The organism is Streptomyces radicis (assembly GCF_003626575.1).
Taxonomy (GTDB): domain Bacteria; phylum Actinomycetota; class Actinomycetes; order Streptomycetales; family Streptomycetaceae; genus Streptomyces; species Streptomyces radicis.
In genome coordinates, this window is the sequence record NZ_RBDY01000030.1 from 40,976 (window position 1) to 65,053 (window position 24,078).

Below are 24,078 nucleotides of genomic sequence, written 5' to 3' on the forward strand. Positions count from 1 at the left end.
GGCGTCGACCCCGTCGGGAGGCGGGCGGGGGCGAGCGGGCTGCTGAACCGGCCCCGCGGGCGGCGGCCGCGTGTTCGCTGCGCCCGCAGACCGGGCCGCAACCAGCCCCGGGAGAGGGCTGCTGCTGCCCCCGGCCAGGGTCAGGGTTCGCTGATGGAGACCGCGTAGACGCGAGGGCGTTCCTCACGGGTGAGGTCCACCATCACATGGACCTCGGTGCGGGTGCCGGGCTCGCGGATCACCGCTCCGGCGAATTCCCGTGTGGGATCGTCGAATCGCCAGCCCACCTCGTCGGCGTGCGCGTCGTCGATCGTGAGCGCGTCCTCGTCGAGGACGGACAGGTCAGCGCCCGCGTCCTCGAGGAAGGCGCTCAACTGCCCGGGCGAGCAGCGGAATTCGGCGTAGAGTCGGCTGCGTTCCCACGAGTTGGTCTCGAAGTGCCCGACATACGCGGAGCCGCTGGGGATGGGAACGTTGTAGATGCGGCGTTGGACCTTGCTCGGCCACTCGTAGACCAGCGTGCGCGCGGAGGCCGCGCGGGCCTTGTCCTCGCCGCTGTCCCGGCTCTGGTAGGCGGAGAGCACCAGGTATCCGGCGGGGATGGCGATCATCAGCGCGACGACGACGGCCGCGAGCCAGCGGTGTCTCGGGCGGCGCGGCGGGCGCTGCGCGGCGCTCCCGGCCTGTGGGCCGATGGTGGTGGTCATGATGAACGGGCCGCCCGTCCTCGCGGCGCAAGCCGCAGCTCGAATCCGGAACGGTGGGCCCGCTCGGCGCGGCGCCTGTTGGCGCGGCGGAAGCGGCGGGCCACGAGGCGGGCCAGGTCGGCGGCGCCGACCATGCCCGCGTCGGCGCCGAGCCTCGCCCGGACGATCTGGGCCTCGGGGCGGTACCCGCGGCCGGTCAGGTGGCGGCGGAACGCCTCGCGGGCCGGGCCGATCAGCAGGTCGTCGGCCTCGCTGACGCCGCCGCCGATGACGAAGCGGGCCGGGTCGAGCGCGGCGGCCAGGTTCGCGATGCCGACGCCGAGCCAGCGGCCGATGTCCTCGAGCAGCTCGACGCACATCGCGTCGCCGTCGCGGGCCAACTGGGTGATGAGGGGGCCCGTGATGTCGCCGATCTGACCGCCGACGCGGGCCAGGATGTGGTGGGCGACCGGGGAGTCGGCGGCGGCGAGCTCGCGGGCCTCGCGGACCAGCGCGTTCCCCGAGCTGTACTGCTCCCAGCAGCCTCTGTTGCCGCAGGGGCAGCGGTGGCCGCCGGGGACGACCTGCATGTGGCCGAACTCCCCCGCCACGCCGAAGGAGCCGCGCTTGACCCGCCCGGCCTCCAGTATTCCGCCGCCGATGCCGGTGCCCAGGGTGATCATCACCAGGTGGTCGGCGCCGCGCCCCGCGCCGAAGCGCCACTCGCCCCAGGCGGCGGTGTTCGCGTCGTTGTCCACCATGATCGGGACGACGAGGCGGGCGGCCAGGGCGTCGCGCAGCGGCTCGTTGCGCCAGGCGAGGTGGGGGGCGAAGAGCACGCGCGAACGGTCCGCGTCCACCCAGCCCGCGGCGCCGATCCCGACGGCGTGCACGTCGTGCCGGTCGGAGAGGTCGAGCACCAGTTCGGCGATGGTGTCCTCGACGACCTTGGGGCTCTTGGACTTGTGGGGCGTCTCGGTGCGCACCCGCTCGAGAATGGTGCCGTCCGCGTCCACGACGCCCGCCATCACCTTGGTGCCGCCGATGTCGATGCCGACGGTGGGCACCCGGGGCGCGGACAGGTGTGAACGGCGCTCGCGGGTCGCGATGGCGCGCAGCACGGTCGCCCGCGCCGACTGGCGGTGCGCGCGTTCACGGTTGGTACTCATCGGCTCGATTGTGCCCTACGCCTCGCGCACGTGGGCGGCCCCCCGTTCGATGCCGTGCGGCAGGGGACACGACGCCTTTGTCGAACGCGCGTTCGTCGCGGTGGTGCGCCGATGGCGTCGAGGCGCTTCTTCGCCCACTATGCGGGGGTGCCGCTCATGCCCATGAGGGCCGAGCGGCCGGTCTTGTGAGGAGAGTCAGTGAAACGTCCGACCATGCGGGACATCGCCGACCGGGCGGGGGTCACCAAGGCGGCCGTGTCGTTCGCGCTGAACGGCAGGCCAGGGGTCTCCGAGCCGACGAGGCGGCGGATCCTGGCGATCGCCGAGGATCTGGGGTGGCAGCCGAGCAGCGCGGCGCGGGCGCTGTCGGACGGCAGGGCTGGGTCGTTCGGCCTGGTCATCGACCGGCCCGCGCGCACGCTCGGCCTCGAGCCGTTCTTCATGCAGCTGATCTCCGGCATCCAGGGCGAACTCGCCCTCGACACCACGCCGTTGCTGCTGACCATGGCGGAGGACCAGGCGGCGGAGCTCGCGCTCTACCGGGGGTGGTGGGCGCGGCGGCTCGTGGACGGGGTGTTCGTGGTGGACCTCCAGGTCTGTGACGCGCGGGTGCCGGTGCTGGCCGAGCTCGGCATGCCGGCGGTGGTGCTCGGGGCGCCGCTCGGCACGGACGGGCTGCCCGCGGTGTGGAGCGACGACGCGGCGGCGGTGGCGACGGCGGTGACCCATCTCGCGGACCTCGGGCACCGGTCGTTCGGTCGGGTCGCGGGCCCCGCGCACCTGCGGCACACCGCGATCCGCACGGCGGCGTTCGAGCGGGTGACCGGCGAACTCGGCCTGGAAGGGCGGACGGTGGGGACCGACTACAGCGGCGAGAGCGGGGCGGCGGCCACCAGGGAGCTGCTGACGTCGGCGCGGCCGCCGACCGCGCTGCTCTACGACAACGACGTGATGGCCGTCTCGGGGCTGACGGCGGCCGGGGGGCTCGGGCTGCGCGTGCCGGACGACGTGTCGATCGTGGCGTGGGACGACTCGGCGCTGTGCGAGCTGGTGAGCCCGTCGCTGACGGCGTTGAGCAGGGACATCGCGGCCCATGGCGCGCACGCGGCACGGCTGTTGCGGCGGGCGGCGGGCGGCGCTGAGGTGGCGGACCTCGAGGACGCCGCGCCGACGTTGACGCTGCGCGGCTCGACGGGACCCGCGCCGTCGCGGTCCTGACCCGCGCGGTGTCGGCGGCCGTGGCGCTGGCGGCGTCGGACGCGCCGCTGGGGCGCCGCCCGCTTGAGCGGGTCGACGTGCCGGTCATGCTGCGCGACCCCGCGCCCGCGTGGTCGGCGCTGCGGTCGCGCGGGCCGCCGCGTTCAACGCGGTTGCCGCCAGGGGCGGCTCGCTGCGATCATGCGCGCCATGATGACGCGAAAGGGCGGCCACGCCCTCGGTCGGTGACCACCATGGCCCCCGTCGACTCCCCCGCCGCGCTGCGCGCCGCGTATGACCACCTGCCCTTCCCCGCCCGGATGCGGGCCCTCGCCCTGCACGCCAGGGCGCTGGACGACGCGGCCTACGCCGCCCTCGCGGACGCGCTCCGCTCCCCCGCCTCGGGAACGGACGACCGGCTGCTCGCGCTCCATCTCGCCGCCGCGCGCCGGGACATCGCGGCCGTCGCCGCCGCGCTGGCCGAACCGGCCCTGCGGCGCAGGGCGTTGGCCGTCGCGCGGCGACTCCCCGTGCCGGACGAGGCGTTCGCCGCGCTGGTCCTCGACCCGGCGCGCGACGTGCGGCGCAACGCCTGCCGCGTGCTGCGCCTCGCGCGACGCCCGGCCCTGGCCGAACGCCTGTTGCCCGAGGTGCGCGAGCGCTACGGCCCCGGCGAGGCGGCGCACATGCTGCCCGCCTGCGCGCCCGATGTGATCGAGGCGTGGCTGCCCCGGCTCGGCGACGCCGTGCCCGCCACGGTGCTGCACCGGCTGGCCCGCAGCGCGCCGCTGGCCCTGGCGCGTCACATCGCCTCGCCCGAACGGCCGGGCGAGCCACGCCCGTTCAACGTGTACCGGCTGGCCGCCCTGATCGCCCGGCGTGACGTGGAGGCGCTGCTTGTGCTCGCCGCGCACGCGCCGGAGGCCGTGGCCGGGGCCGCGGGTCCCACGCTGCTGCGCGCGCCGCGCACCCTGCTCGGCCTGGCGCGCGGCGGAGCCACGCTCGAACTGACCCTTCCCGACCGGCCTTTGCCCCGGGCCGCGCGGCGTGCGCTGCGCGGGCTCGGCCCCGAGGAGCTCGACGCGCTGATCGCCGCCGTCCGCCTCCGTCCCGCGTTCCGGCACGGGGAGGTGACCGGGGCGCGGCCCGACCCGCTGCTCGCGCTGCTTCCGCCGGAGCGGCGGCTGCGGGTGGTCGAGGCGCGGCTGGCCGCGCGGAACGTGCCGCCGGTGGCCGCGCTGGCCGCGTTGCCCGCCGCGGCGCGGGCCGATCTCGTCCGCCCCCTGCTGGCCGCGGCGGCCCGGAGGCCCGCCACCGCGAGAGCCGAGCTGACGGCGCTGCTGCCCTGGTCCGAAGGGAAGCCGCTGCTACGGGAGTTGGCGGAGTCGCACCGGACCGCCGACCGGGAGGCGGGCTGGTTCGGGCTGCTCACCGCCGCCCGTGCGCACGGCGACCCCGAGGAGTTCGGGCGGGTGGCCGCCTCCGCCGAACGCGCCTGGCACGACCAGGAGTCGGTGCGCCGCGCGGCGCTGAGGGCGGCGGCCGGTGCCGGGGGGCGGATGCTCGCGGCGGTGCCGTTCGCGGCGCTGCGCGACGGCGCGCTGACCACCGCGCAGTCGGGCGACTCGACCGCCGCCACGCTGTCCGCCGCCGGGCGGTGGGTGCGGCGGACGGCCGAAGTGGCCGCGCGCGACGGGGACATGGCGCGGGTGGCGGCGTTGGCCCCACTGCTCGCCTCGGTGCTCGGCGACGCGCGGCGCCCCGCGGCGGCCAGGCTGTCGCGCGTCTCCCCCGCCCTCGCCCCGGCGCTGTGGGCCGCGGTGGACCCCGCGGCGCTCGGCGACCGCAGGGCGGTGTCCCTGGCCGAGGCGCTGGTGGAGCATGGCGACCAACTCCCCGGATTCGAGGAGCTGTTGGCCAGGATCGCGACCGGGGACGGCGATCCAGGGACGGCCGACCGTGCCGCCCGCGCGTGGCTGGCGGCGCCCGCGACGCGCGAGGAACGCTGCGCCCTGCTGCTGGCCGCCAGGCCCGCCGCGATCGCCCTGCCGGTGGTGCGCGACACGGTGGCCACCCGGCGCACGGATCTGGTGGGCGCGTTCACCGCGCCCGAGGCGCCGCCGCGCTGGGTGCCCACGGTGTCCCCGTCCGCCATGGGCCGCTGGCTGCCCGGCCAACGGGCCTCTGTGCACGGGGCGTTGGCGGCGATCGCCGCCGACGAGGAGGCGACCCTGCGGAGCCGGACCGACGCGGTGACCCGGTTGGCCGACCGGGATCGGCTGCTCGCGCTCGCGGCCGACGCGCCCCAGCCGGTGGCCGCCGCCGCGCTGGCCGGGCTCGCCCGGCTCGCCGAAGTCAGGGGCCCCGAGGAGGAGTTGGCCACGTTTCTGGCCCATGCGGGCCGGGGCGGAGTACGGGGGCGCGCGGCCATGGCCGCGGCGCGGCGCCTGCTGCGCAACCTGCCCGATGCCGCCACCGTCGCCCTGCTCGGCCCGCTGGTCAGGGACACCCGCGCGCCGGTCGGGACCCGCAAGGAGGCGGTCAGGGCACTGGCCGCCGTGCGCGGGGAGGCGGCGTTCGACGCGCTGCTCGCGGCATGGGACGCGCCGGGCCAGCACCGCGATGTGCGGGTCGCGCTCGTTCCGCCGCTGCTCGCCCGCTTTCAAACGCCGGATGTGGCAGTGCGGTTGAGCGAGGGCCTGGCGGAGGCGGCCGTGCGCTCCGCGGTGGTCGGCGGGCACAAGGCCGTGCCGCCGGGCGCGGCCCGTGAGTCGTTCGGCCGCCTCCTCGTCGGGCTGCTGCGCGACGAGGACCCGGCGATCGCCGAGGCGGGCCGCCACGCGTTCAAGGGCGCGCACCGCGAGATGGTCGAGCCCGCGAGTGAGGAGCTGGCGGAGGTGGCGCTGGCCCCTTCGGTGGCCGAGGAGTCGCGGCGGACGGCCGCCGAGGTGCTGGGCCGCCTCGCCGAGCCGGGCTCGCCCTGCCTGGCCGCGGTGCGGCGCGTGCTGGACGGGCTGGCGCAACAGGCGGAGGCACAGGGGGAGTTGGCGGCCGAGGGCTCGGGGCGGCGGTTCCTTCCGACCTCGGTCGGTCTGCTGCACCGGCTCGCCGCCGACACCTACCGGCTGAGCGAGGACGCGCAGGACGCGTTGACCGACGCGCTGCTGCGCGCGGGTCGGCGGCGGGCGGCGGCCCGGCTGTGTCTGCGCCTGGCCGAGCAGTCGCTCCAGCGGAACGAGTCCAGGCCGGATCGCTGGCTGCGCTGCCTGGAGCTGGCCGCGGGGCACCCGTTGGTCCTGTCCGTCGAGGGTGGGTTCCATGTGCGCGCCGCCGCGGCTCCGCCGACCGAGGCGGCCCTCGACGTGCTGGCCGCGCTGCGCAAGGTGGACACCACGGAGGCCGGGCTGCTCCAGGTGTCGATCCTGGCGTCCGTCGGCAGGAGCTCGGGGTGGGCCGAGCCTTGGGCCGCGCTCCTGGGGGATCTTGCGGCGGGTCCGGATCCCGATGTGGCCGAGGAGGCGGGGGCGTTGGGGGTGAGGGTGCGGCTGATGCTCGGGGGCTGAGCATCGGCGGCTACGGGCTGGGCGGCAAGGGCTGGGCGGCGCCCAGTCCCTGCCGCTCACAAGAAAGACCCCCCAACACCCCGAGCGCCGGGACCGCTTGAGGGACGGTCCCGGCGCCGGGTGGGGGGACGCTGGTCAGCAGGCGTGGTCGATGAGATCGAACGACGCGTAGTGATCGGAGGTGTAGTAGTCCTCCTGGTAGGAGTCCCCTGTCACGATCCGCCGGGCGCCACGGTCGGGGCTTCCGGGGGTCTCGACGGTGTACTCGTGGTAGTAGCCGGTGGGCTGGCTGGGCAGCAGACCCTCGCGGTTGTAGAAGGTCCCGCCGTCCTGCGGGTAGGGGTACGGGCCGCCCTGCTCGATCAGGTCGAGCGTGTCGTACGCCTGGGCGGGCAGGTCGCTGTAGCAGATGTCGCCGAACGCCAGCGGCTGAACGGATGTCGCGGTGGGGGTAAGGGCAGACGAGGGGGCCGGGGCGTCGGCGGCCATGGCCTGGCCGCCGACGAACAGAGTCGTGACCAGGGCGCCGAGCGCACCGGCCCGGGCGGTCCTGGAGATGACGCGGGAGAAGTTCATGCCCATGCCAACCAGTGTGACGCGCGTAGCATCCCCCGCGTCAACCGTGCCCGGCCGATATTTCCCGGGAGTTCACACGTGAGCGCGAGCGCTCCACAGCATGTCCTCAGCGCCCGCCGAGGGCGCGATACCGATCCGCGAGCCCGCGTGCGCCGGCGTCCGTGAGGGTGCCGTGGAGGCGCAGCCGCCCGATGCCGCCGTCGGGGAACACATCGAGCCTGGCATGCGTGGCGGGTGGCGCGCCCTCGAGAACGAAGCGGTGCACGGCGTCGGGGAGCAGCGGGGTGCGCGGCAGCACCTCCGTCCAGGCGTCGCCGTCCCCGACCGAGAGGGACGCCCAGCCTGGCGCGTTGCCCTTGTAGGTGCCGGTGTCGATCTCGACGGCGCGGACCGTGGCCTCCCCGGCGAGCCGGTACCGCAGCCAGTCGTGGCCCGCGTCGCGGCGGCGGCGCGTCTCCCAGCCCTCGTCCATGGTGCGGGGCCGCCCGGGGTGGGTGGTGTGGACGGGCGGGGAGTAGAAACGGTCGGACGCGTCCTCGGCGAGGCCGCCGTTCTCCAGCGCGAGCAGGTCGAACGTGCCGAGCGCGGCGAGCCACGCCGGGTCGGGGACGGCCTCGCCGTGCGCGCGGAGCCGGGCCACGCCGCCGTCGGGGTACTGGGCGAGGCGGAGGTGGGTGAGGCGGCGTTCGACGGCGACATCGAAGGCGTTCGCGGCGTGGCCGCCGACCTCGGTGCGCGGGACCAGCTCGGTCCAGTCGTCGCCCTCGGGGTCGTCGGTGCCGTGCACGGCGACGGCGTGCGGGTGGTTGCCGCGGAAGTGCGCGGTGTCCACGACGATGCCGCGCACGACGCCAGGGGCGCCGAGCCGGATGAGCGCCCAGTCGAACGCGCCGGGCGCCGGGTGGGGTTCGCCGGGCGCCGCGCCGCGCCGCCGCCGGGTCTCCCAGCCGTCCATGATCTTGCCCTTGTGCCCGAACGCCGCCGGGTCGAAGACGGGGCGCCCCGGCAGCAGGAGGTTCTCGCGCTCGGCGAAGAACTCATCGCTCGCCGCCACCACCGAGCCGCCCACGCGCCGGTCGGCGAGGTCGGGCAGGGCGGTGAACGGCACGTCGGCCGGGTCGGGGGCGCGGTGGTCGGCGTAGGGGTCACCGCCGGAATAGGGCTTGGCCGGTCCGGTGAAGACGGTGGTCACGGGCGGGCGGTCCTCTCGTTCGGGCGGCGCGGGTGTAAGGCGTTCGGGCGGCGCGGCTCAGGCGCCGCGTGCGATCAACCGCCCGGCGCGGCCCGTCACGTCGCCGTCCTCGGCGACGAGCGCCCCGCGCAGCCAGGTGGCGCGGACGACGCCGTGCAGGGTGCGGCCCGCGTAGGCGGTGACGGGGTTGCGGTGGTGGAGGGTCGCGGGGTCGACGGTGAAGGTGGCCTCGGGGTCGAGGACGGCGAAGTCGGCGTCCTTGCCGGGGGCGATGGCGCCCTTGCGGTCGAGGCCCGCGAGCCGCGCGGGCCCGGTGGACATCCAGCGGGCGACATCGGCGAGGGTGTGGCCGCGGCGGCGGGCCGCGGTCCAGACGGCGGGCAGGCCGAGCTGGAGCGACGCGATGCCGCCCCAGGCCACGCCGAAGTCGGGGACCTTGAGGTCGGCGGTGCAGGGCGAGTGGTCGGAGACGACGCAGTCGAGGGTGCCGTCGGCGAGGGCGGCCCACAGGGCGTCCTGGTTGGCGGCCTCCCTGATGGGCGGGCAGCACTTGAACTCGGTGGCGCCGTCCGGGACTTCCTCGGCGGTGAGGGTGAGGAAGTGCGGACAGGTCTCGGCGGTGACGCGCACGCCCGACGCCTTGGCCTCGGCGATGAGCGGCAGCGCGCCCGCCGCGGACAGGTGGAGGACATGGACGCGGGCGTCGAGGCGCCGGGCGAGGTCGATCAGCGGGGCGATGGCCTCGGTCTCGGCGGCGGGCGGCCGGGAGGCGAGGAAGTCGGCGTAACGGCGGCTGCCCTCGGGGGACGGCGCGGCGGCCAGGTGGCCGGGGTCCTCGGCGTGGACGATGAGCAGCCCGTCGAACGCGGCGATCTCGCCCAGTGCCTCGGTCAGTCGGGCGTGGTCGAGCTCGGGGAACTCCTCGACGCCCGAGGGGGACAGGAAGCACTTGAAGCCGAAGACGCCCTCGGCGTGCAGGGGGGCGAGGTCGGCGGCGTTGCCGGGGATCGCGCCGCCCCAGAAGCCGAGGTCCACATGGGTGGCCTCGCGCGCGGCACGGCGTTTGACCTCGAGATGGGCGGGGGTGGTGGTGGGCGGGACGCTGTTGAGCGGCATGTCGAGGACGGTGGTCACGCCGCCGGCGGCGGCGGCGCGGGTGGCGGTGGCAAAGCCCTCCCACTCGGCGCGGCCCGGGTCGTTGATGTGGACATGAGTGTCGACGAGCCCGGGGAGCAGGGCGTCGGTGCCGAGGTCGAGGTCATGGGCGCCGGGGGGCGCGGGCGCGTCGTGCGGGAGGACGGCGGCGACGCGGCCGCCCGCGACGGCGACGGCCGCCGGGCGCTGGCCCTCGGGCGTGATGACGCGCGTCGAACGGATCAGCAGCTCGGCGTCGGTCAACGGGGCGCTCCCTTCCGCGTCGACGCCCGGGCGGCTTCAACACGCTGGTGAACCGGTCCGACCGATCGTGGGCCGACCCGGACGGAACGTCAAGGTCCGCCCGGTAGGCTGCCCGGCAACCGCCCGAAAGGAACGTGACGTGCCGCCGTCCGATGTGCGCAAGCCCGCTGCCAACGGTGGCGGCGTCCAGTCCCTCGAGCGCGCCTTCGCGCTGCTGGAGCACATGGCGGACGCCGGTGGCGAGACGGGCCTGAGCGAGCTGGCCGCCAGCAGCGGGCTGCCGCTGCCGACGATCCACCGGCTGATGAGGACGCTGGTGGCCTGCGGTTATGTGCGGCAGCAGCCCAACAGGCGCTATGCGCTCGGGCCGCGTCTGATCCGGCTCGGGGAGTCCGCCGCGCGCCCCCTGGCCACCTGGGCGCGGCCCCATCTGGCGCGGCTGGTCGAGGCGACCGGCGAGACGGCGAACATGGCGCTGCTCGACGGCGACGACGTGGTGTATGTGGCGCAGGTGCCGTCGCGCCACTCGATGCGGATGTTCACCGAGGTGGGCCGCAGGGTGCTGCCGCACTCGACCGGCGTGGGCAAGGCGCTGCTCGCGGGCCTGGCCGACCACGACGTGCGGGCGCTGCTGCGCAGGACGGGGATGCCCGCGGCGACCGAGCGGACGATCACGACGCCCGACGCGTTCCTCGTGGCGCTCGCCGAGGTGCGGGAGCGCGGCTTCGCGGTGGACGACAACGAGCAGGAGATAGGCGTGCGCTGCATCGCCGTCCGGGTCCCCGAGTCGGCCACCGCCGCGGCGATCTCGGTCTCGGGCCCCGCGGGGCGGGTGACGGACGCGGCCACCGAGAAGATGGTGCCGCTGCTCAGGGAGGTGGCCCGCGATCTGTCGCTCGCGCTCGCCGGGGCGCGGGCGGACGGGCGCGCCGGCGGATGAACGGGGCGCCCGTCGTCGCGGGACTGCTGCTGGCCGCCGGGGGCGGGCGGCGGCTCGGAGGGCGTGCGAAGGCGCTGTTGCGCAACGGGGGCGTGCTGTTCGTGGAGCGCGCCGCCGACGCGCTGCTCGCGGCGGGGTGCGCGCCGGTGCATGTGGTACTCGGCGCGGCCGAGGCCGAGGTGCGCGCGCGGGCGCGGCTCGACGGGTGCGCGCTGGTGTCCCATCGCGACTGGGAGTCGGGCATGGGGTCGTCGCTGCGCGCGGGGCTCGCGTCGCTGCCGCCCGAGGTGGACGCGGCGCTGGTGGCGCTCGTCGACCAGCCGGGGATCGGCGATGAGGCGATGGCGCGGGTGCGGGGCGCGTTCGTGTCGCGGGAGACGCTGGCCGCGGCGGCGTACGAGGGGCGGCGCGGCCATCCGGTGCTCCTCGGCGCGGCGCACTTCGCCGGGGTCGCGCGCGAGGCGCGGGGTGATCAAGGGGCACGCGGGTACCTGCGGGGGCGTGAGGTCGCCCTGGTCGAGTGCGGGGACGTCGCGACGCCCGCGGACATCGACGAGCCGGGCGATCTCGCCGATCTCCCTTGATCTCCGCCGATTCCTGTCGATCTCCGTCGGCGTTCGCGGATCCCCCCTCCATCCTCGTTGATCTTCCATGATGAGGAAACTAATATCCACTTCCAGCGTCGCAGCACGTTCCGCAGTTCGTGAAGTCCCGCCGTCCGTCCGGCCGAAGGAGTGACCGTTCATGTCCGCCGTCAGCGTCGAAGCACCGAAGATCCTGCCCCGGCAGGAGGAGGTGCTGACCGAAGAGGCGCTCGGCTTCCTTGCCGAGCTGCACGAGCGGTTCACCCCGCGCCGCGACGAGCTGCTGCTGGCGCGGGCCAGGCGGCGGCGCGAGATCGCCGAGACCGGCAGGCTCGACTTCCTGCCCGACACCGCGCACATCAGGGAGGGCGAGTGGCGGGTCGCCCCCGCGCCGCCCGCGCTCCAGGACCGGCGCGTGGAGATCACGGGCCCGACCGACCGCAAGATGACCGTCAACGCCCTCAACTCGGGTGCCCGCGTCTGGCTCGCCGACTTCGAGGACGCCTCGTCCCCCACGTGGGAGAACGTGATCGGCGGCCAGCTCAACCTCGCCGACGCGTTCCGCCGACGCATCGACTTCACCGACGAGCGCGGCAAGCACTACGCGCTGCGCCCCGACGCCGAGCTGGCCACCGCCGTGATGCGCCCGCGCGGCTGGCACCTGGACGAGCGCCACCTCAAGATCGGCGGGCGTGCGGTGCCGGGCGCGCTCGTGGACTTCGGCCTGTACTTCTTCCACAACGCCAGGCGGCTGCGCGAGATCGGCAAGGGCCCGTACTTCTATCTGGCCAAGCTGGAGTCGCACCACGAGGCGCGCCTGTGGAACGACGTGTTCGTCTTCGCGCAGGGCGCGCTCGGCGTTCCCCAGGGCACGGTCAGGGCGACGGTGCTCATCGAGACGATCACGGCGGCGTTCGAGATGGAGGAGATCCTCCACGAGCTGCGCGAGCACGCCTCGGGGCTCAACGCGGGCCGCTGGGACTACCTGTTCTCCATCGTGAAGAACTTCCGCGACGGCGGCGAGAAGTTCGTGCTGCCCGACCGCAACTCCGTGACGATGACCGCCCCGTTCATGCGCGCCTACACCGAGCTGCTGGTCCGCACGTGCCACAAGCGGGGCGCGCACGCGATCGGCGGGATGGCGGCGTTCATCCCGTCCCGCGACGCCAAGGTCAACACCCTCGCCTTTCAGAAGGTCAAGTCCGACAAGGACCGCGAGGCGGGCGACGGGTTCGACGGCTCGTGGGTGGCACACCCGGGGCTTGTGCCGGTGGCGCGCGAGTCGTTCGACGCGGTGCTCGGCGAGCGCCCGCACCAGAAGGACCGGCTGCGCGAGGACGTCCACGTGACCGCCGACGAGCTGCTCGCGGTGGACACCACGGGCGCGCGCCCGACGTGCGAGGGCCTGCGCAACGCCATCCAGGTGGGCACCCGCTACCTCCAGTCGTGGCTGGCGGGGCGGGGCGCGGTCGCGGTGTTCAACCTCATGGAGGACGTCGCCACCGCCGAGATCTCGCGCTCGCAGATCTGGCAGTGGATCAACGCCGAGGTGGTGCTCGCCGACACCGGGGAGCGCGTCACGCGCGACTTCGTGCGCCGCGTCGCCGCCGACCAGCTGGTGGCGATCCGCGACGAGGTGGGTGAGGACGCCTTCGTCTCGGGCGACTGGCAGCGGGCGTTCGACCTGCTGCTGCGCCTGTCCCTCGAGGAGGGCTATGTGGACTTCCTCACCCTGCCCGCCTACGACCTGCTGCCCTGAGGGCCCCTCACGCGAGGAGCCTCACGCGGTGACCGTGACCGGGTGGCGGACCACGGCGCCGAAGAGGTAGCCCTGCTCGTTGAAGACGGAGCGCTCCGGCTGGGTGGTGCCCGCGCTGTCGGTGGCGCGGGCGAGCAGCTCGGCCGGGCCAGGCTCGGTCGGGGTCCACTCGGCCGACCAGCGCACCCAGCCGCCCTCGCGCGGCGTGTCGTGCAGCCGCACGCGCCGCCACCCGGCGCCGCCGTCCGTGCTGATCTCGACGTGCCGCACGCTGCCCCCGCCCGACCACGAGCGGCCCGTCAGCCGGTGGGTGCGGTGGGCGGCGAACGACGCGCCCGCGTCGAGCTCGAACGCGCTCTTCACCGTCTGCCGGGTCAGCGGCTCGCTGCCATCCGGCGGGAAGGAGGGGCCGAAGAGGCGGTACAGGTCGGTGTTCCACGGCGAGTAGAGCGGCCGGCGCGACACCTCGATGTCGCCGACCCACTTGATCGAGGCGATGCCCACCCAGGACGGCACCAGCACGCGCACCGGGTGGCCGTGGTCGGGCGGCAGCGGCTCGCCGTTCATCTCGTACGCGAGCAGCACGTCGTCGAGCGCCTTGGCCAGTGGCAGCGGGCGGCGGATCCGGCCGAGGTTGACGCCGCCCGAGACGAAGTCGGCGTCCAGGCCGCGCGGCATCACGTCCACGGCGTCCCGGCGCAGCCCGGCGCGGCGCAGCACCTCGGACAGCCGGACGCCGCGCCAGCGCGCGACGCCGATGGCGCCGAGCGTCCACGCGGTGCCCGAGACGGTCTCGCCCTGCTGGGACGTGTAGTGGCTGCGGCCGTTCCCCGCGCACTCGACGAACGCGGACCGCTCGGTGGCGGGCAGCGCGCGCAGGTCGTCGAGGCCGAACTCCGTGTCGCCGCGCAGCCCGTCGCCCCACAGCGTCAGCCGCCAGTCGTCGGCGTCGAGGGTGGGCGTGGCGGTGTGGTTGCGCACGAAGAACAGCTCGGCGGCGGTGTGGTAGCCGGTGTCGCGCAGGGCGGACCACCGGGTCTCGGCGTTGGTGCCGCGCACGGTGAACCGCTCGGCGGGCAGCGGCTTGACGATGCCGGGCGCGGGGTCGGGCTCGTCGGCGGCGACACCGGCGGCGTGGGCGGCGCCGCTGCCCGCGGCGGTCAACGCTCCGGCGGCGGCGAGCAGTTTCAGCAGGTCACGGCGGTCGATGCCCTCGGCGCGCGCGGTGCCGGACAGCCACTGGCCACGACGCGCGCGGTCGTATGCCCTCTCATCGGTCGTCATGCGCCCGATCTTGCTCGGCGGCGCGCGGCGACTCCATTGCCGCACATTGCGAGGTCATGAACATTCCGCCCAACCCCCGGGGCCAGCCGCGCGACGGCCGCCCCGCCATGGAACCGACGCGCGTCGTGGCGCGCGGTCCCTGCGGAGTTGACGGGTGCTACCTGGCCAGGCGCTGGGACTGGACGCGGGCCTCGCGCGCCACCGTCCGCTCGTCCGCCGTCGTCAGATGGCCCGCCTCCACGATCGGGACGCCGCCCACCAGGGAGAGCGTCACGGGAGCCGGGGGGCCGAGGACCAGGGCCGCCACGGGGTCGGCGATCGTCGAGTGGCCAAGACCCGTGAGGTCCCACAGGACCACATCCGCGAGCTTGCCCGGCTCGAGGGAGCCGATCTCCGCCTCGCGGCCGAGCACCCGCGCGCCGCCCCTGGTGGCCAGGCGCAGGGACGCGCGGGCGTCCAGGGCGTTCTCGCGGTGCGGGCCCAGGCGGCTGACCAGCAGGGCGTTGCGCAGCTCGGTGTGCAGCTCGCCCGACTCGTTCGACGCCGTGCCGTCCACGCCGAGGCCCACGGGGACGCCGGCCGCGAGCAGGTCGGGGACGCGCGCGATCCCGGCGGCCAGGCGGGCGTTGGACGACGGGCAGTGCGCCACCCCGGTGCCCGTGCGGGCGAAGGCCGCGACGTCGTCGTCGGTCATGTGCACGCAGTGCGCCATCCACACGTCGTCGCCCAGCCACCCCGTGGACTCGAAGTAGGCGGTGGGGCCCATGCCGAAGCGCTCATGGCAGAAACGCTCCTCCTCGACCGTCTCGGAGCCGTGGGTGTGCAGCCGCACGCCAAGGCGCCGGGCCAGCGTGGCCGCCTCGCGCATCAGCTCGGTGGTGACCGAGAACGGCGAGCAGGGCGCGACCGCGACATGGAGCATCGAGCCGAACGACGGGTCGTGGTGGTCGAGCACCGCGCGCTCCGTGGCGCGCAGCGCGTCCTCGGTGCTCTCCACCGCCGAGTCGGGCGGCAGGCCGCCGTCCGATGCGCCCAGGTCCATCGAGCCCCTGGTGGCCGTGAAGCGCACGCCCAGCTCACGCGCGGCGCGGATCTCCGCGCCCAGCAGGTCGCCCGCGCCGCGCGGGAAGACGTAGTGGTGGTCCATCGCCGTGGTGACGCCGCCGCGCGCCATCATCGCGAGCGAGGCGCGGGCCGCCGCGTGGACCATGGGCTCGTCGATGCGGGCCCACACGGGATAGAGGGTGGTGAGCCAGTCGAAGAGGTTGGCGTTCTGCGCGAGGCCCCTGGTGAGCCACTGGTAGAAGTGATGGTGCGTGTTGACCAGGCCAGGGGTGGCCAGCTGGCCCGAGGCGTCGACGCGGCGGGTGACGTTCTCGAGGCCCGCGGGCGCGGGCCCGGCGCCGACCGACTCGATGCGGTCGCCCGCGATCACCAGGTGGCCCGAGGCATGTTCCGTTCCACCACTGTCGACGGTCGCGATGGCGCAGTTCTCGATCAAAAGGCGAGACACCTCGGTCACCGCAGGCCACCGCCGGTCAGGTCGGCGGGGATGCGGGCGTCGGAGCCGTCGCGCAGCACGGTGGCCTCGATGAGGCCGTAGGGCCGGTCGGCGGCCTGGTAGACGGCGCCGTCACCCGGCTCGTTCGCGAGCCCGAACGGGGCCAGGTCCACCAGGAAGTGGTGCTTGTTCGGCAGCGAGAGCCGTATCTCCTCGACGCCGGGCAGCTGGTCGACGACGCGGGAGCCCATCGCGTAGAGCGTCTGCTGGAGGGAGCGCGAGTACGTCCCGGCGAACGCCTCGAGCAGGTGGGTGCGCGCCGCCAGGTAGGAGGCGTCCCACTCCCCCACCTCGTCCGCGGGCTCGCCGTCCTCGTGGCGCCACACGGCGGTGACGTCGGTGGCCAGGATGCGGTCGTCGGTCTCGGGCAGCGTCGTCCAGCCGTCCTCGAGGTATCCGCGGAACTCCGAGCCCGTGGAGTTGAGCACCGTCAGGCCCGTGAGCCCTGACAGGATCTCCCAGCTGTCGCCCGCCACCCGTTCGAACGTGACCTGGGCGGTGCGCGTCTCGCGGCCCGCGCGGACGAACGAGTGCGCGTCGTCGCCCGGCGTCGCGATGCGGTCCCACGCGTGGACGGCGAGGCGGACGCGGGCCCGGTGGATGGTCGGCTGCGACGTGACGAAGTGGCGCGCGAGCCGGGCGCCGAACGCCTCGGGCGCGCCGACGCCGTGCTCGCGGGCGAACGCGTACACGGTGTTCTTCATCGTGTCGGTGGGCAGCACGGCCGCGTTGGAGCCCGAGAGGTGCACCTCGGCCATCTCGCCCGAGAGGGCGACCGAGACGGTCAGGTCCTCGATGTGGTGCACCGCGCCGTCGCGGGCGACCCGGACCAGGCGGGTCTCCGCCTTGCCGTACTGGTTGGGTCCGAGCAGGGTCACGGCGGTCAGCTCCCTCGGTAGACGGAGTACCCGAACGGGCTGAGCAGCAGCGGCACATGGTAGTGCTCGCCGGGGACGACCGAGAAGACGACCGTGGCCTCGGGGAAGAACGCCGCGCCCGCCCCGTCGTCGGGCCCGGCGGGGCCCGCGAGATAGGGCTCGACGGCGAACGTCAGCCTGGCCAGCGCGGTGTCGCCAGGCAGCGCGGGGAGCTGGGCGCAGCGGCCGTCCTCGTCGGTGAGCGAGGCCGCGTGCGCGACCCAGGGCCCGGCGGGCGCGGCGGCGGCCGACAGGGTGACGGGGACGCCCGTGGCGGGGCGGCCGCGCGCGGTGTCGAGCACATGGGTGGAGACGGTGGCGGCCGACTCGGTCAGCCGGGTCAGCCGGATGCGGTTGATCTTGCCGAGCTCGGCGCGGACGATCTCCCGCTCGGCGTCGGGGGAGTTGCCCAGGCGCAGGCGCAGCGCGTCGCGCAGCTGCTCGGCGCTCAGCCCGGTGGCGCAGATCAGGAAGACATGGCCGAAGCGGTCCTGATAGGCGAGGTTGAGGGCGAGCATCTCGGCCTTGAGGTCGGCGGGGGCGCCCGCCATGCCCGCCTGCTCGCGCGCGGAGGCGGCGTCGCCGTCCTCGGGGCGGCCGATGGGCGGGTGGCCGCCGATCGCCTCGGCGAGGCCCTCGTCCGTCAGGGCGGCCGTCGCGGTGTCGTTGGCGACGAGAAGCGCCTCGTGGTGTGCGAAGGGGCGCTCGGCGAGAACGCGCCCGCCCCAGGCGCTCGAAGCGCAGACCCGGCGCAGGGCCTGCCGCACCGCGCGCTCGTCGGCGCCGTTGAGCCAGGACAGGCCGGGCATCGGACTCGGCGGCGGCCTCTGTTCCACGGTCAACGACTCTGCTCCATGGTCAACAGCTAAGCCGTGCGGCGCTTGATCGTCAACAGCTTGTTGACCGGTGGAGGGAGGCTCGGGCCGTGGAGCGGCCGACGCCGAGCGCGTCGGGTCGGGGCAGGTGCCCCGTCAGCGGCTGCCGGGCCAGCCGCTCCGAAGCCGGTGGTGCGGCACGCCGAAGAGCTCGACCGCCTTGCGCAACTGGTGAACCCCTGGCGCCAGGGCGCTCACCGAACCGATCGCCGCGGCGATCAGCAGCAGCGACTCGCCGAGCGCGCCCGTCTCGGGCACGCCGTCGGCCAGTGTGGCGTCGAGCGCCGCGAGCTCACGCTCGGCGATCTCCCGGTCCGCGAGCCACGCGGGACAGCCACGCAGGTCCCCGCGCAGCCGGTCCAACGCCGTTCGCAGGGCCAGCAGACGCGGATCCGACCCGATGGACGGGACGCTCCGCACGATGTGGGCGGTCTCGGCTTCTCCTGCTGCCACTCGGCCCTCCCCTGCCGTCTCGTTGACGCCGGCCGTGTCCGCCGCGCGTGGCCCGCCGGATGGGGCGGGTCGTCCGGTCGGCGGACCGAACAAGGAAAGTAAATATCACTGTCCGCGCATCACGCCACACAGAGGGCGAGATCACGTGTCACGTTCCGGTGAACAGGACGGGTGAGGACGACGGGACCAAGAGCCCCCATCGTAGCCGTGCGGGCTTCCCCACGCGTGGGGAAGACTGTGAGAATCCCGTCGAGAAGTTCCGTCCCTGGAGCGGCAGATGGCGAAAAGCGTGCTCGTCCGGTGCCCTGGCTGTCGACGAGAGCACACCTACGTTCAGCAGCGTTATCCATGCGCGTGCGGGGCCCCTCTCACCGTCCCCCTGCCGCACGAGAGTTCACCCGTATCGGTGCGTTACCGCTCGTGGGCGACGGCGTGGACCGAGGTGAGGTGTCCCTCGTGCGGGCACCACGGGCAGTGGCCACAGCCGGAGTTCGACTGCGCGTGCGGCGTGACGGTGCGACTGACGGCGAGGGCGGCCGAGTCGGCGGGGGAGCCGGAGCGGGTGGAACGGGTGGAGCGCCCGCCGTTCCGGCCGCTGACGATCAGGACGTCGTACGACGCGGTGGCGTGCGCCGCGCAGTTCCTGCGGTGGCTCGGCTTCATCGGGGTGCGCGGCCTGGTGCCGCGCCCGGCGACCGGGATCGACCTGCGGGGCCCCACGGTGCTCGGCCTCGTCAACGCGACGACGCTGCCCGCGCGGTCGCGGGAGATCGAGACGCTGTGGCTGCACGCCACGCTCGAGTCGGCGTCGGCGATCGCGTTCGCGCTCGCGGGGTTCGACCGGGGCTCGCGGCACCAGGCGGACGATCTCGGGCTGCCGTTGTTCGTGCTCGACCTGACGGGGCGGCCCCAGCCGGTGAACGAGCCGGCCGAGGCGCTGCTGCGGCGCGGGGCGAGCGACGCCGACGCGTAGGGGGCGCGGCCTTCTCAGCTGGTGACGCTAAGGCGTGTGCTGGTGGATCGGGCGGGTCGTGTCGGTCAGGGGCGCGCCCGAGCCGCCATGGGTGACGGCGACGATCTCCGCGGCGATCGACAGGGCCGTCTCCTGGGGCGTGCGGGCGCCGAGGTCGAGGCCGATCGGGGAGCGCAGCCTGGCGAGTTCGGCCTCGGTGCTGCCCGCGTCGCGCAGCCGCCGCAGCCGGTCCTCGTGGGTGCGGCGCGAGCCCATCGCGCCCACATAGGCGAGCGGGAGCCGCAGGGCCCTGGTGAGCACCGGCACGTCGAACCGCTCCTCGTGCGTGAGCACGCACACGGCGGTGCGCGGGTCGGGGCGCTGGGCGTCGAGGTAGCGGTGCGGCCAGTCCACGACGACCTCGTGGGCGGCGGGAAAGCGGGCGGGGGTGGTGAACACGGGGCGCGCGTCGCACACGGTGACGCGGTGGCCGAGGAACGCGCCCGCGGTGGCCAGGGCGGCGGCGAAGTCCACCGCGCCGAAGATCAGCAGCCGCGGCGGCGGGACGCTGACCTCGACGAACAGCGTGAGGGGCGCGGCGTCCGCGACGGCGAGCGGCGCGGTGCCGGTCCGCCCGGCGGCCAGCGCCCTGGTGGCCTCGGCGACCGCCGCGCGGTCCAGCGCCTCGCCGCCGCCGAGCGTGCCGAGGGCGTCGCCGCCCGGCGTGACGAGCAGCGCGCCGACGGGCCCCTCCGGGCCCCCGGCGACGCGGACGAGCGCGGCGTCGGCGCGCTCGGCGGCGGCGTCGAGCGCGGCGGCGAGCACGGGGCGCGTCGGCGCGTCCGCGGGGACGGGGGTGACCAGGACGTCGAGGGAGCCGCCGCAGGTGAGCCCGGCGGCGAACGCCTCGGCGTCGTCGTACCCGAAGTTGCCGGTGCGCGGGACGCCGGTGTCGAGCGCCTCGCGGCACAGCTCGTAGACGGCGGCCTCCACGCAGCCGCCCGAGACGCTGCCGAGCGCGGTGCCCTCGGCGTCGACGGCGAGCGCGGCGCCCGGGGCCCTGGGGGCGCTGCCGTGCACGGCGGTCACGGTGGCCACGGCGAACGGGCGCCCGTCGTGGCACCAGGCGCGCAGGTCGGTGGCGATGTCGAACACGGTCGCCTCCCCTCAGCCGACGAGGTGCTCGGGCCGCACGGGCACGCGGTGCAGGGCGCGGCCCGTGGCCCGCCTGATGGCGGCGACGACGGCGGGGGTGGCGGTGAGGGTGGGCGCCTCGCCGACGCCGCGCAGGCCGTAGGGGGCGTGTTCGTCGGCGAGCTCGAGGACGTCGACGGGCATCGCGGGGGTGTCGAGGATGGTGGGGATGAGGTAGTCGGTGAACGAGGGGTTGCGGATGCGCCCGTCGGGGCCGACCTGGATCTCCTCGAGCACCGCGAGGCCGAGGCCCTGGGTGGCACCGCCGTGGATCTGGCCGACGACGGCGGCGGGGTTGACGGCCCTGCCCACGTCCTGGGCGGCGGCCAGCTCGACGACCTTGACCAGGCCGAGCTCGGTGTCCACCTCGACGACGGCGCGGTGCGCGCAGAACGCGTACTGCACATGCCCGAAGCCCTGGCCCGTCGTGAGGTCGAACGGCTGGGTGGGCCGGTGCCTGAACTCCAGCTCCAGGTCGACCGCCTCGCCGCCGAGCACGTCGACGAGCGCGGCCATGACCTCGCCCTCCGCGGTGACGACCTTGCCGTCCGCGAGCCGCAGCGTGTGGCGTTCGCCCCAGCCGAACCGTTCGGCGCCCAGGCGCAGCACCTCGGCGCGCACCGCCTCGCAGGTGTGCTTGACGGCGCCGCCCGTCATATAGGTCTGCCGGGAAGCGGAGGTGGATCCGGCGGAGCCGACGCTGGTGTCGGCCGGGAGGATCGTGACCCGGGTGACGCCGAGCTCGGTGCGGGCGATCTGGGCGTGCACGGTGACGCCGCCCTGGCCGACCTCCGCCATGGCCGTGTGGACGGTGGCCACGGGCTCGCCGCCGACGGCCTCGACGCGGACGCGGGCGGTGGAGTAGTCGTCGAAGCCCTCGGAGAAGCCGACGTTCTTGATGCCGACGGCGTATCCGACGCCGCGGACCACGCCCTCGCCGTGGCCCGCGTTGGACAGGCCGCCCGGCAGGGCGCGCACGTCGACGGTGCGCGCGCCGGTGGCGGGGTCGGTGGTCTCCCAGGCGCGCTCGGGCGGCAGCGGCCGCTCGCGGACGAGGCGCAGCAGCTCGGCCACGGGCGCGGGTGCGTCGATGACCTGGCCGGTCGGCATGGTGGAGCCCTGGCTGACGGCGTTGCGCCGCCGCAGCTCGACGGGGTCGAGGCCGAGGGCGTCGGCGAGCTTGTCCATCTGCGACTCGTACGCGAAGCACGCCTGGACGGCGCCGAAGCCGCGCATGGCGCCGCAGGGTGGGTTGTTGGTGTAGAGGGCGAGCGCCTCGACGTCCACGTGCGGGACCTCGTAGGGGCCGACGCCGAGCGACGCGGCGTTGCCGACGACGGCGGGCGACGAGGAGGCGTAGGCGCCGCCGTCGAGCACGATGCGGGCCCTGACGAAGACGAGCCGCCCGTCGCGGGTGGCGCCGTGCTCGTAGGTCAGGGTCGCGGGGTGGCGGTGGACATGGCCGAAGAACGACTCGTGCCGGTTGTAGACGATCTTGACGGGGCGCCCCGTGCGGAGGGCCAGCAGGCACGCGTGGGCCTGCATCGACAGGTCCTCGCGGGCCCCGAACGCGCCGCCGACGCCCGCGAGGGTCAGCCGGACCTTCTCCGGCGGCAGGCCGAGGACGGGCGCGAGCTGCCGCTGGTCGACGTGGAGCCACTGGGTGGCGATGTAGAGGTCGACTCCCCCGTCGTCGTCGGGGACGGCGAGCCCTGACTCCGGGCCGAGGAACGCCTGGTCCTGCATGCCGACATCGTAGGTGCCCGTGACCACGACGATGTCGGCGGTGGCGGCCGCGGCGTCGGCGTCGCCGCGCAGGACGGGCTGGCGGTGGACGATGTTGGGGTGGGCGACGTGTGCGGCGTGGCGGTCGGTGCGGCCGGGGTGCAGCACGGGCGCCCCCGGCGCCGTGGCGGACGCCTCGTCGTGGACGACGGGCAGCTCCTCGTAGTCCACGCGGATGCGCGCGGCGGCGCGGCGGGCGGTCTCGGGGTGGTCGGCGGCGACGAGGGCGACGGGCTCGCCCTGGTAGCGCACGACGTCGCGGGCCAGCACGGGCTGGTCCTCGATCTCCAGGCCGTAGTGGGTGGCGGCCGGCAGGTCGTCATGGGTGAGGACGGCGTGCACGCCGGGGAGGGCGAGCGCCTCTGCGACGTCGACGCCGGTGATCCGGGCGTGGGCGTGGGGGCTGCGGAGGGTGTGGCCCCAGAGCATGTCCTCGTGCCACAGGTCGGACGAGTAGGCGAACTCGCCCGTCACCTTGAGCGTGCCGTCGGGGCGTGGCGCCGAGGTGCCGACGCCGCCGGTGTGGGACTGCTGGGTGACGCGGGCGGGGGACGGGATCACGGGCATGGCGTCAACGCCCTTCGGGGGCAGGGGCGTCGGGCGTCACGCCCTGGCCGACGGCGGCGCCGTCCGCGGTGCGGGCCGAGGCCAGCCGGACCGCGTCGATGATCTTCTCGTAGCCGGTGCAGCGGCAGAGGTTCCCCGAGAGGGCCTCGCGGATGTCGGCGTCGGCGGGCCTGGGCTCGCGGGCCAGCAGCTCGTCCGCGGCCATCAGCAGCCCCGGGGTGCAGAAGCCGCACTGCACGGCGCCCGCGTCGAGGAACGCGCGCTGGAGCGCGGACAGGCGCGGCGCGCCGTCCTCCCCCTCGGGGGCGAGCCCCTCGACGGTGGTGACCTCGGCGCCCTCGGCCTGGCCCGCGGCGACGAGGCACGAGCACACGAGGTCGCCGTCGAGGCGGACGGTGCAGGAGCCGCACTCGCCCTGCTCGCAGGCGTTCTTGCTGCCCGGCAGGCCGAGCCGCTCGCGCAGCACGTAGAGGAGGCTCTCGCCCGGCCAGATGTCGTCGGCGGTGCGCGGATGGCCGTTGACGGTGAGGTTCAGGCGCACGAGGCGGCTCCTTGGGGTGCCGGGTAGGCGGACCAGGTCCAGTGCAGGGTGCGGCGGGCAAGAACGGCGACGGCGTGGCGGCGGTAGTCGGCGCTGCCGCGCACGTCGTCGATGGGGGCGCACGCGGACGCGGCGAGCTGGGCGAAACGGGCGGCGGCCGACGGCGGGACGGGCCTTCCGTGGTCCCAGTGGCCGCCCTCGTCGAGCACGCCGTCGAGGAACTCCTCGGCGGCGCGCGCCCGTACGGGGGTGGGCGCCGCGGAGCCGATGCCCGTCCGCACGGTGCGGGTGTGCGGGTGCAGGGCGAGGGAGAACGCGCAGACGGCGATCACCATGGCGTTGCGCGTGCCGACCTTGGCGAACTGCTGGGGGCCGCGCGCCGCGTCCACGTGGACCGCGCGGATCAGCTCGTCGTCGGCGAGGACGTTGCGCTTGGGCCCCGTGAAGAAGTCGTCGATCGGGATCAGGCGGCTGCCCCTGACGGACGCGGCCTCGACGCGCGCGCCCGCGGCGAGCAGCGCGGGGTGGGCGTCGCCCGCGGGGGACGCGGTGCCGAGGTTCCCGCCGACGCTGCCGCGGGCGCGGATCTGCGGTGAGCCGACGGTGTGCGCGGCCAGGGCGAGGGCGGGCAGCGGGGAGCGGAGCCGTTCGACGATGTCCCGGTAGGGGACGCGGGCGCCGAGGACCACGGTGTCCCCTTCGCCGGCGGTGTCCACGTCGGCGAGCTCGCCGACGCGGCTGAGGTCGAGGAGGCGGGCGGGGCGGCGGAGGTCGAAGTTCAGCTCGACCATGAGGTCGGTGCCACCGGCCAGGGGAACGGCGTCGGGGTGCGCCGCCTTGGCGGCGAGCGCCTCGCGCCAGTCGGCCGGGCGGAGGAAGTCCATC

At 75.2% G+C, this 24,078-nt stretch carries 20 protein-coding genes; 6 read left to right on the forward strand and 14 right to left on the reverse strand.

Translation table 11 applies throughout. The annotated features are described in order from the left end of the window. Window positions 1-140: 140 nt before the first annotated feature. Together D7318_RS26800 and D7318_RS26805 are read right to left on the reverse strand one after the other, a co-directional pair. The gene (locus D7318_RS26800) at window positions 141-707 is read right to left on the reverse strand and encodes a hypothetical protein (RefSeq protein ID WP_120699798.1); all 567 of its coding nucleotides are present in this window, start codon (window positions 705-707) and stop codon (window positions 141-143) included. Then, complete coding sequence (locus D7318_RS26805) at window positions 704-1,855, reverse strand: ROK family glucokinase (protein ID WP_120699799.1); 1,152 nt, start codon at window positions 1,853-1,855, stop codon at window positions 704-706. Before D7318_RS26805 ends, D7318_RS26800 begins: the two co-directional genes overlap by 4 nt. A 198-nt stretch (window positions 1,856-2,053) precedes the next feature. On the opposite strand from D7318_RS26805, the gene D7318_RS26810 reads away from it, so the two are divergent. Continuing rightward, the gene (locus D7318_RS26810; protein WP_120699800.1) at window positions 2,054-3,073 is read left to right on the forward strand and encodes a LacI family DNA-binding transcriptional regulator; all 1,020 of its coding nucleotides are present in this window, start codon (window positions 2,054-2,056) and stop codon (window positions 3,071-3,073) included. A gap of 224 nt (window positions 3,074-3,297) precedes the next feature. After that, entirely contained in the window at window positions 3,298-6,615 is a 3,318-nt protein-coding gene (locus tag D7318_RS26815) for a hypothetical protein (RefSeq protein ID WP_120699801.1), read from the forward strand. A gap of 135 nt (window positions 6,616-6,750) precedes the next feature. Here the strand turns inward: D7318_RS26815 and D7318_RS26820 are convergent, their stop codons facing one another. The 3 genes from D7318_RS26820 to allB all read right to left on the reverse strand — a co-directional run bounded on the left by D7318_RS26820 (window position 6,751) and on the right by allB (window position 9,781). After that, the gene (locus D7318_RS26820) at window positions 6,751-7,197 is read right to left on the reverse strand and encodes a ribonuclease domain-containing protein (RefSeq protein WP_120699802.1); all 447 of its coding nucleotides are present in this window, start codon (window positions 7,195-7,197) and stop codon (window positions 6,751-6,753) included. Window positions 7,198-7,297: 100 nt separating this feature from the next. Next, complete coding sequence (alc, locus tag D7318_RS26825; protein WP_120699803.1) at window positions 7,298-8,383, reverse strand: allantoicase; 1,086 nt, start codon at window positions 8,381-8,383, stop codon at window positions 7,298-7,300. A gap of 57 nt (window positions 8,384-8,440) precedes the next feature. Beyond that, the gene (gene allB / locus D7318_RS26830) at window positions 8,441-9,781 is read right to left on the reverse strand and encodes an allantoinase AllB (protein WP_120699804.1); all 1,341 of its coding nucleotides are present in this window, start codon (window positions 9,779-9,781) and stop codon (window positions 8,441-8,443) included. Window positions 9,782-9,920: 139 nt separating this feature from the next. Here allB and D7318_RS26835 point away from each other — a divergent pair, with 139 nt between their 5' ends. From D7318_RS26835 to aceB, 3 genes are all read left to right on the forward strand, one after another. Further along, a complete protein-coding gene (locus D7318_RS26835) occupies window positions 9,921-10,721 on the forward strand; it encodes an IclR family transcriptional regulator (RefSeq protein ID WP_120699805.1) in 801 nt (266 codons plus the stop codon). Next, a complete protein-coding gene (locus D7318_RS26840; protein WP_120699806.1) occupies window positions 10,718-11,305 on the forward strand; it encodes a nucleotidyltransferase family protein in 588 nt (195 codons plus the stop codon). The genes D7318_RS26835 and D7318_RS26840 overlap by 4 nt, the downstream gene beginning before the upstream one ends. 160 nt (window positions 11,306-11,465) lie before the next feature. Beyond that, window positions 11,466-13,064, forward strand: coding sequence for a malate synthase A (gene aceB / locus D7318_RS26845; protein ID WP_120699807.1), 1,599 nt, complete (start codon window positions 11,466-11,468; stop codon window positions 13,062-13,064). 21 nt (window positions 13,065-13,085) lie between these two features. Here the strand turns inward: aceB and D7318_RS26850 are convergent, their stop codons facing one another. The 5 genes from D7318_RS26850 to D7318_RS26870 form a co-directional block, all read right to left on the reverse strand. Further along, window positions 13,086-14,348 carry a sulfite oxidase gene (locus tag D7318_RS26850; RefSeq protein ID WP_120699808.1) on the reverse strand — a complete coding sequence of 421 codons (1,263 nt, stop codon included), beginning with the start codon at window positions 14,346-14,348 and terminating at the stop codon, window positions 13,086-13,088. A 157-nt stretch (window positions 14,349-14,505) separates the two neighbouring features. Beyond that, the gene (locus D7318_RS26855) at window positions 14,506-15,870 is read right to left on the reverse strand and encodes an 8-oxoguanine deaminase (RefSeq protein ID WP_120699809.1); all 1,365 of its coding nucleotides are present in this window, start codon (window positions 15,868-15,870) and stop codon (window positions 14,506-14,508) included. Beyond that, complete coding sequence (gene pucL, locus D7318_RS26860) at window positions 15,867-16,787, reverse strand: factor-independent urate hydroxylase (protein ID WP_120699810.1); 921 nt, start codon at window positions 16,785-16,787, stop codon at window positions 15,867-15,869. Before pucL ends, D7318_RS26855 begins: the two co-directional genes overlap by 4 nt. A gap of 5 nt (window positions 16,788-16,792) precedes the next feature. After that, on the reverse strand, window positions 16,793-17,662 hold the full coding sequence (uraD, locus tag D7318_RS26865) for a 2-oxo-4-hydroxy-4-carboxy-5-ureidoimidazoline decarboxylase (RefSeq protein WP_329604605.1): 870 nt from the start codon (window positions 17,660-17,662) through the stop codon (window positions 16,793-16,795). A 135-nt stretch (window positions 17,663-17,797) separates the two neighbouring features. Beyond that, entirely contained in the window at window positions 17,798-18,154 is a 357-nt protein-coding gene (locus tag D7318_RS26870) for a DUF5955 family protein (protein ID WP_230424126.1), read from the reverse strand. A 508-nt stretch (window positions 18,155-18,662) separates the two neighbouring features. On the opposite strand from D7318_RS26870, the gene D7318_RS26875 reads away from it, so the two are divergent. Then, on the forward strand, window positions 18,663-19,127 hold the full coding sequence (locus D7318_RS26875; protein ID WP_329604599.1) for a hypothetical protein: 465 nt from the start codon (window positions 18,663-18,665) through the stop codon (window positions 19,125-19,127). A gap of 27 nt (window positions 19,128-19,154) precedes the next feature. On the opposite strand, the gene D7318_RS26880 is transcribed toward D7318_RS26875, so the two are convergent. From D7318_RS26880 to D7318_RS26895, 4 genes are read right to left on the reverse strand one after another with little or no spacing between them, the layout of a single operon-like run. Beyond that, a complete protein-coding gene (locus tag D7318_RS26880) occupies window positions 19,155-20,261 on the reverse strand; it encodes an XdhC family protein (protein ID WP_120699813.1) in 1,107 nt (368 codons plus the stop codon). 12 nt (window positions 20,262-20,273) lie between these two features. Continuing rightward, entirely contained in the window at window positions 20,274-22,652 is a 2,379-nt protein-coding gene (gene pucD, locus D7318_RS26885) for a xanthine dehydrogenase subunit D (RefSeq protein ID WP_120699814.1), read from the reverse strand. A gap of 4 nt (window positions 22,653-22,656) precedes the next feature. Next, window positions 22,657-23,193, reverse strand: a complete 537-nt coding sequence (locus tag D7318_RS26890; RefSeq protein ID WP_120699836.1) for a (2Fe-2S)-binding protein — start codon at window positions 23,191-23,193, stop codon at window positions 22,657-22,659. Beyond that, on the reverse strand, window positions 23,184-24,077 hold the full coding sequence (locus tag D7318_RS26895) for an FAD binding domain-containing protein (RefSeq protein WP_120699815.1): 894 nt from the start codon (window positions 24,075-24,077) through the stop codon (window positions 23,184-23,186). The genes D7318_RS26890 and D7318_RS26895 overlap by 10 nt, the downstream gene beginning before the upstream one ends. Window position 24,078: the final 1 nt, after the last annotated feature.

Bases quoted from the DNA above. Each gene is read 5' to 3' on its own strand.
- D7318_RS26820 (WP_120699802.1), bottom strand. From the start codon at position 7,197: ATGGGCATGAACTTCTCCCGCGTCATCTCCAGGACCGCCCGGGCCGGT.
- D7318_RS26805 (WP_120699799.1), bottom strand. From the start codon at position 1,855: ATGAGTACCAACCGTGAACGCGCGCACCGCCAGTCGGCGCGGGCGACC.
- aceB (WP_120699807.1), top strand. From the start codon at position 11,466: ATGTCCGCCGTCAGCGTCGAAGCACCGAAGATCCTGCCCCGGCAGGAG.
- D7318_RS26850 (WP_120699808.1), bottom strand. From the start codon at position 14,348: ATGACGACCGATGAGAGGGCATACGACCGCGCGCGTCGTGGCCAGTGG.
- D7318_RS26895 (WP_120699815.1), bottom strand. From the start codon at position 24,077: ATGGACTTCCTCCGCCCGGCCGACTGGCGCGAGGCGCTCGCCGCCAAG.
- pucD (WP_120699814.1), bottom strand. From the start codon at position 22,652: ATGCCCGTGATCCCGTCCCCCGCCCGCGTCACCCAGCAGTCCCACACC.
- D7318_RS26840 (WP_120699806.1), top strand. From the start codon at position 10,718: ATGAACGGGGCGCCCGTCGTCGCGGGACTGCTGCTGGCCGCCGGGGGC.
- D7318_RS26800 (WP_120699798.1), bottom strand. From the start codon at position 707: ATGACCACCACCATCGGCCCACAGGCCGGGAGCGCCGCGCAGCGCCCG.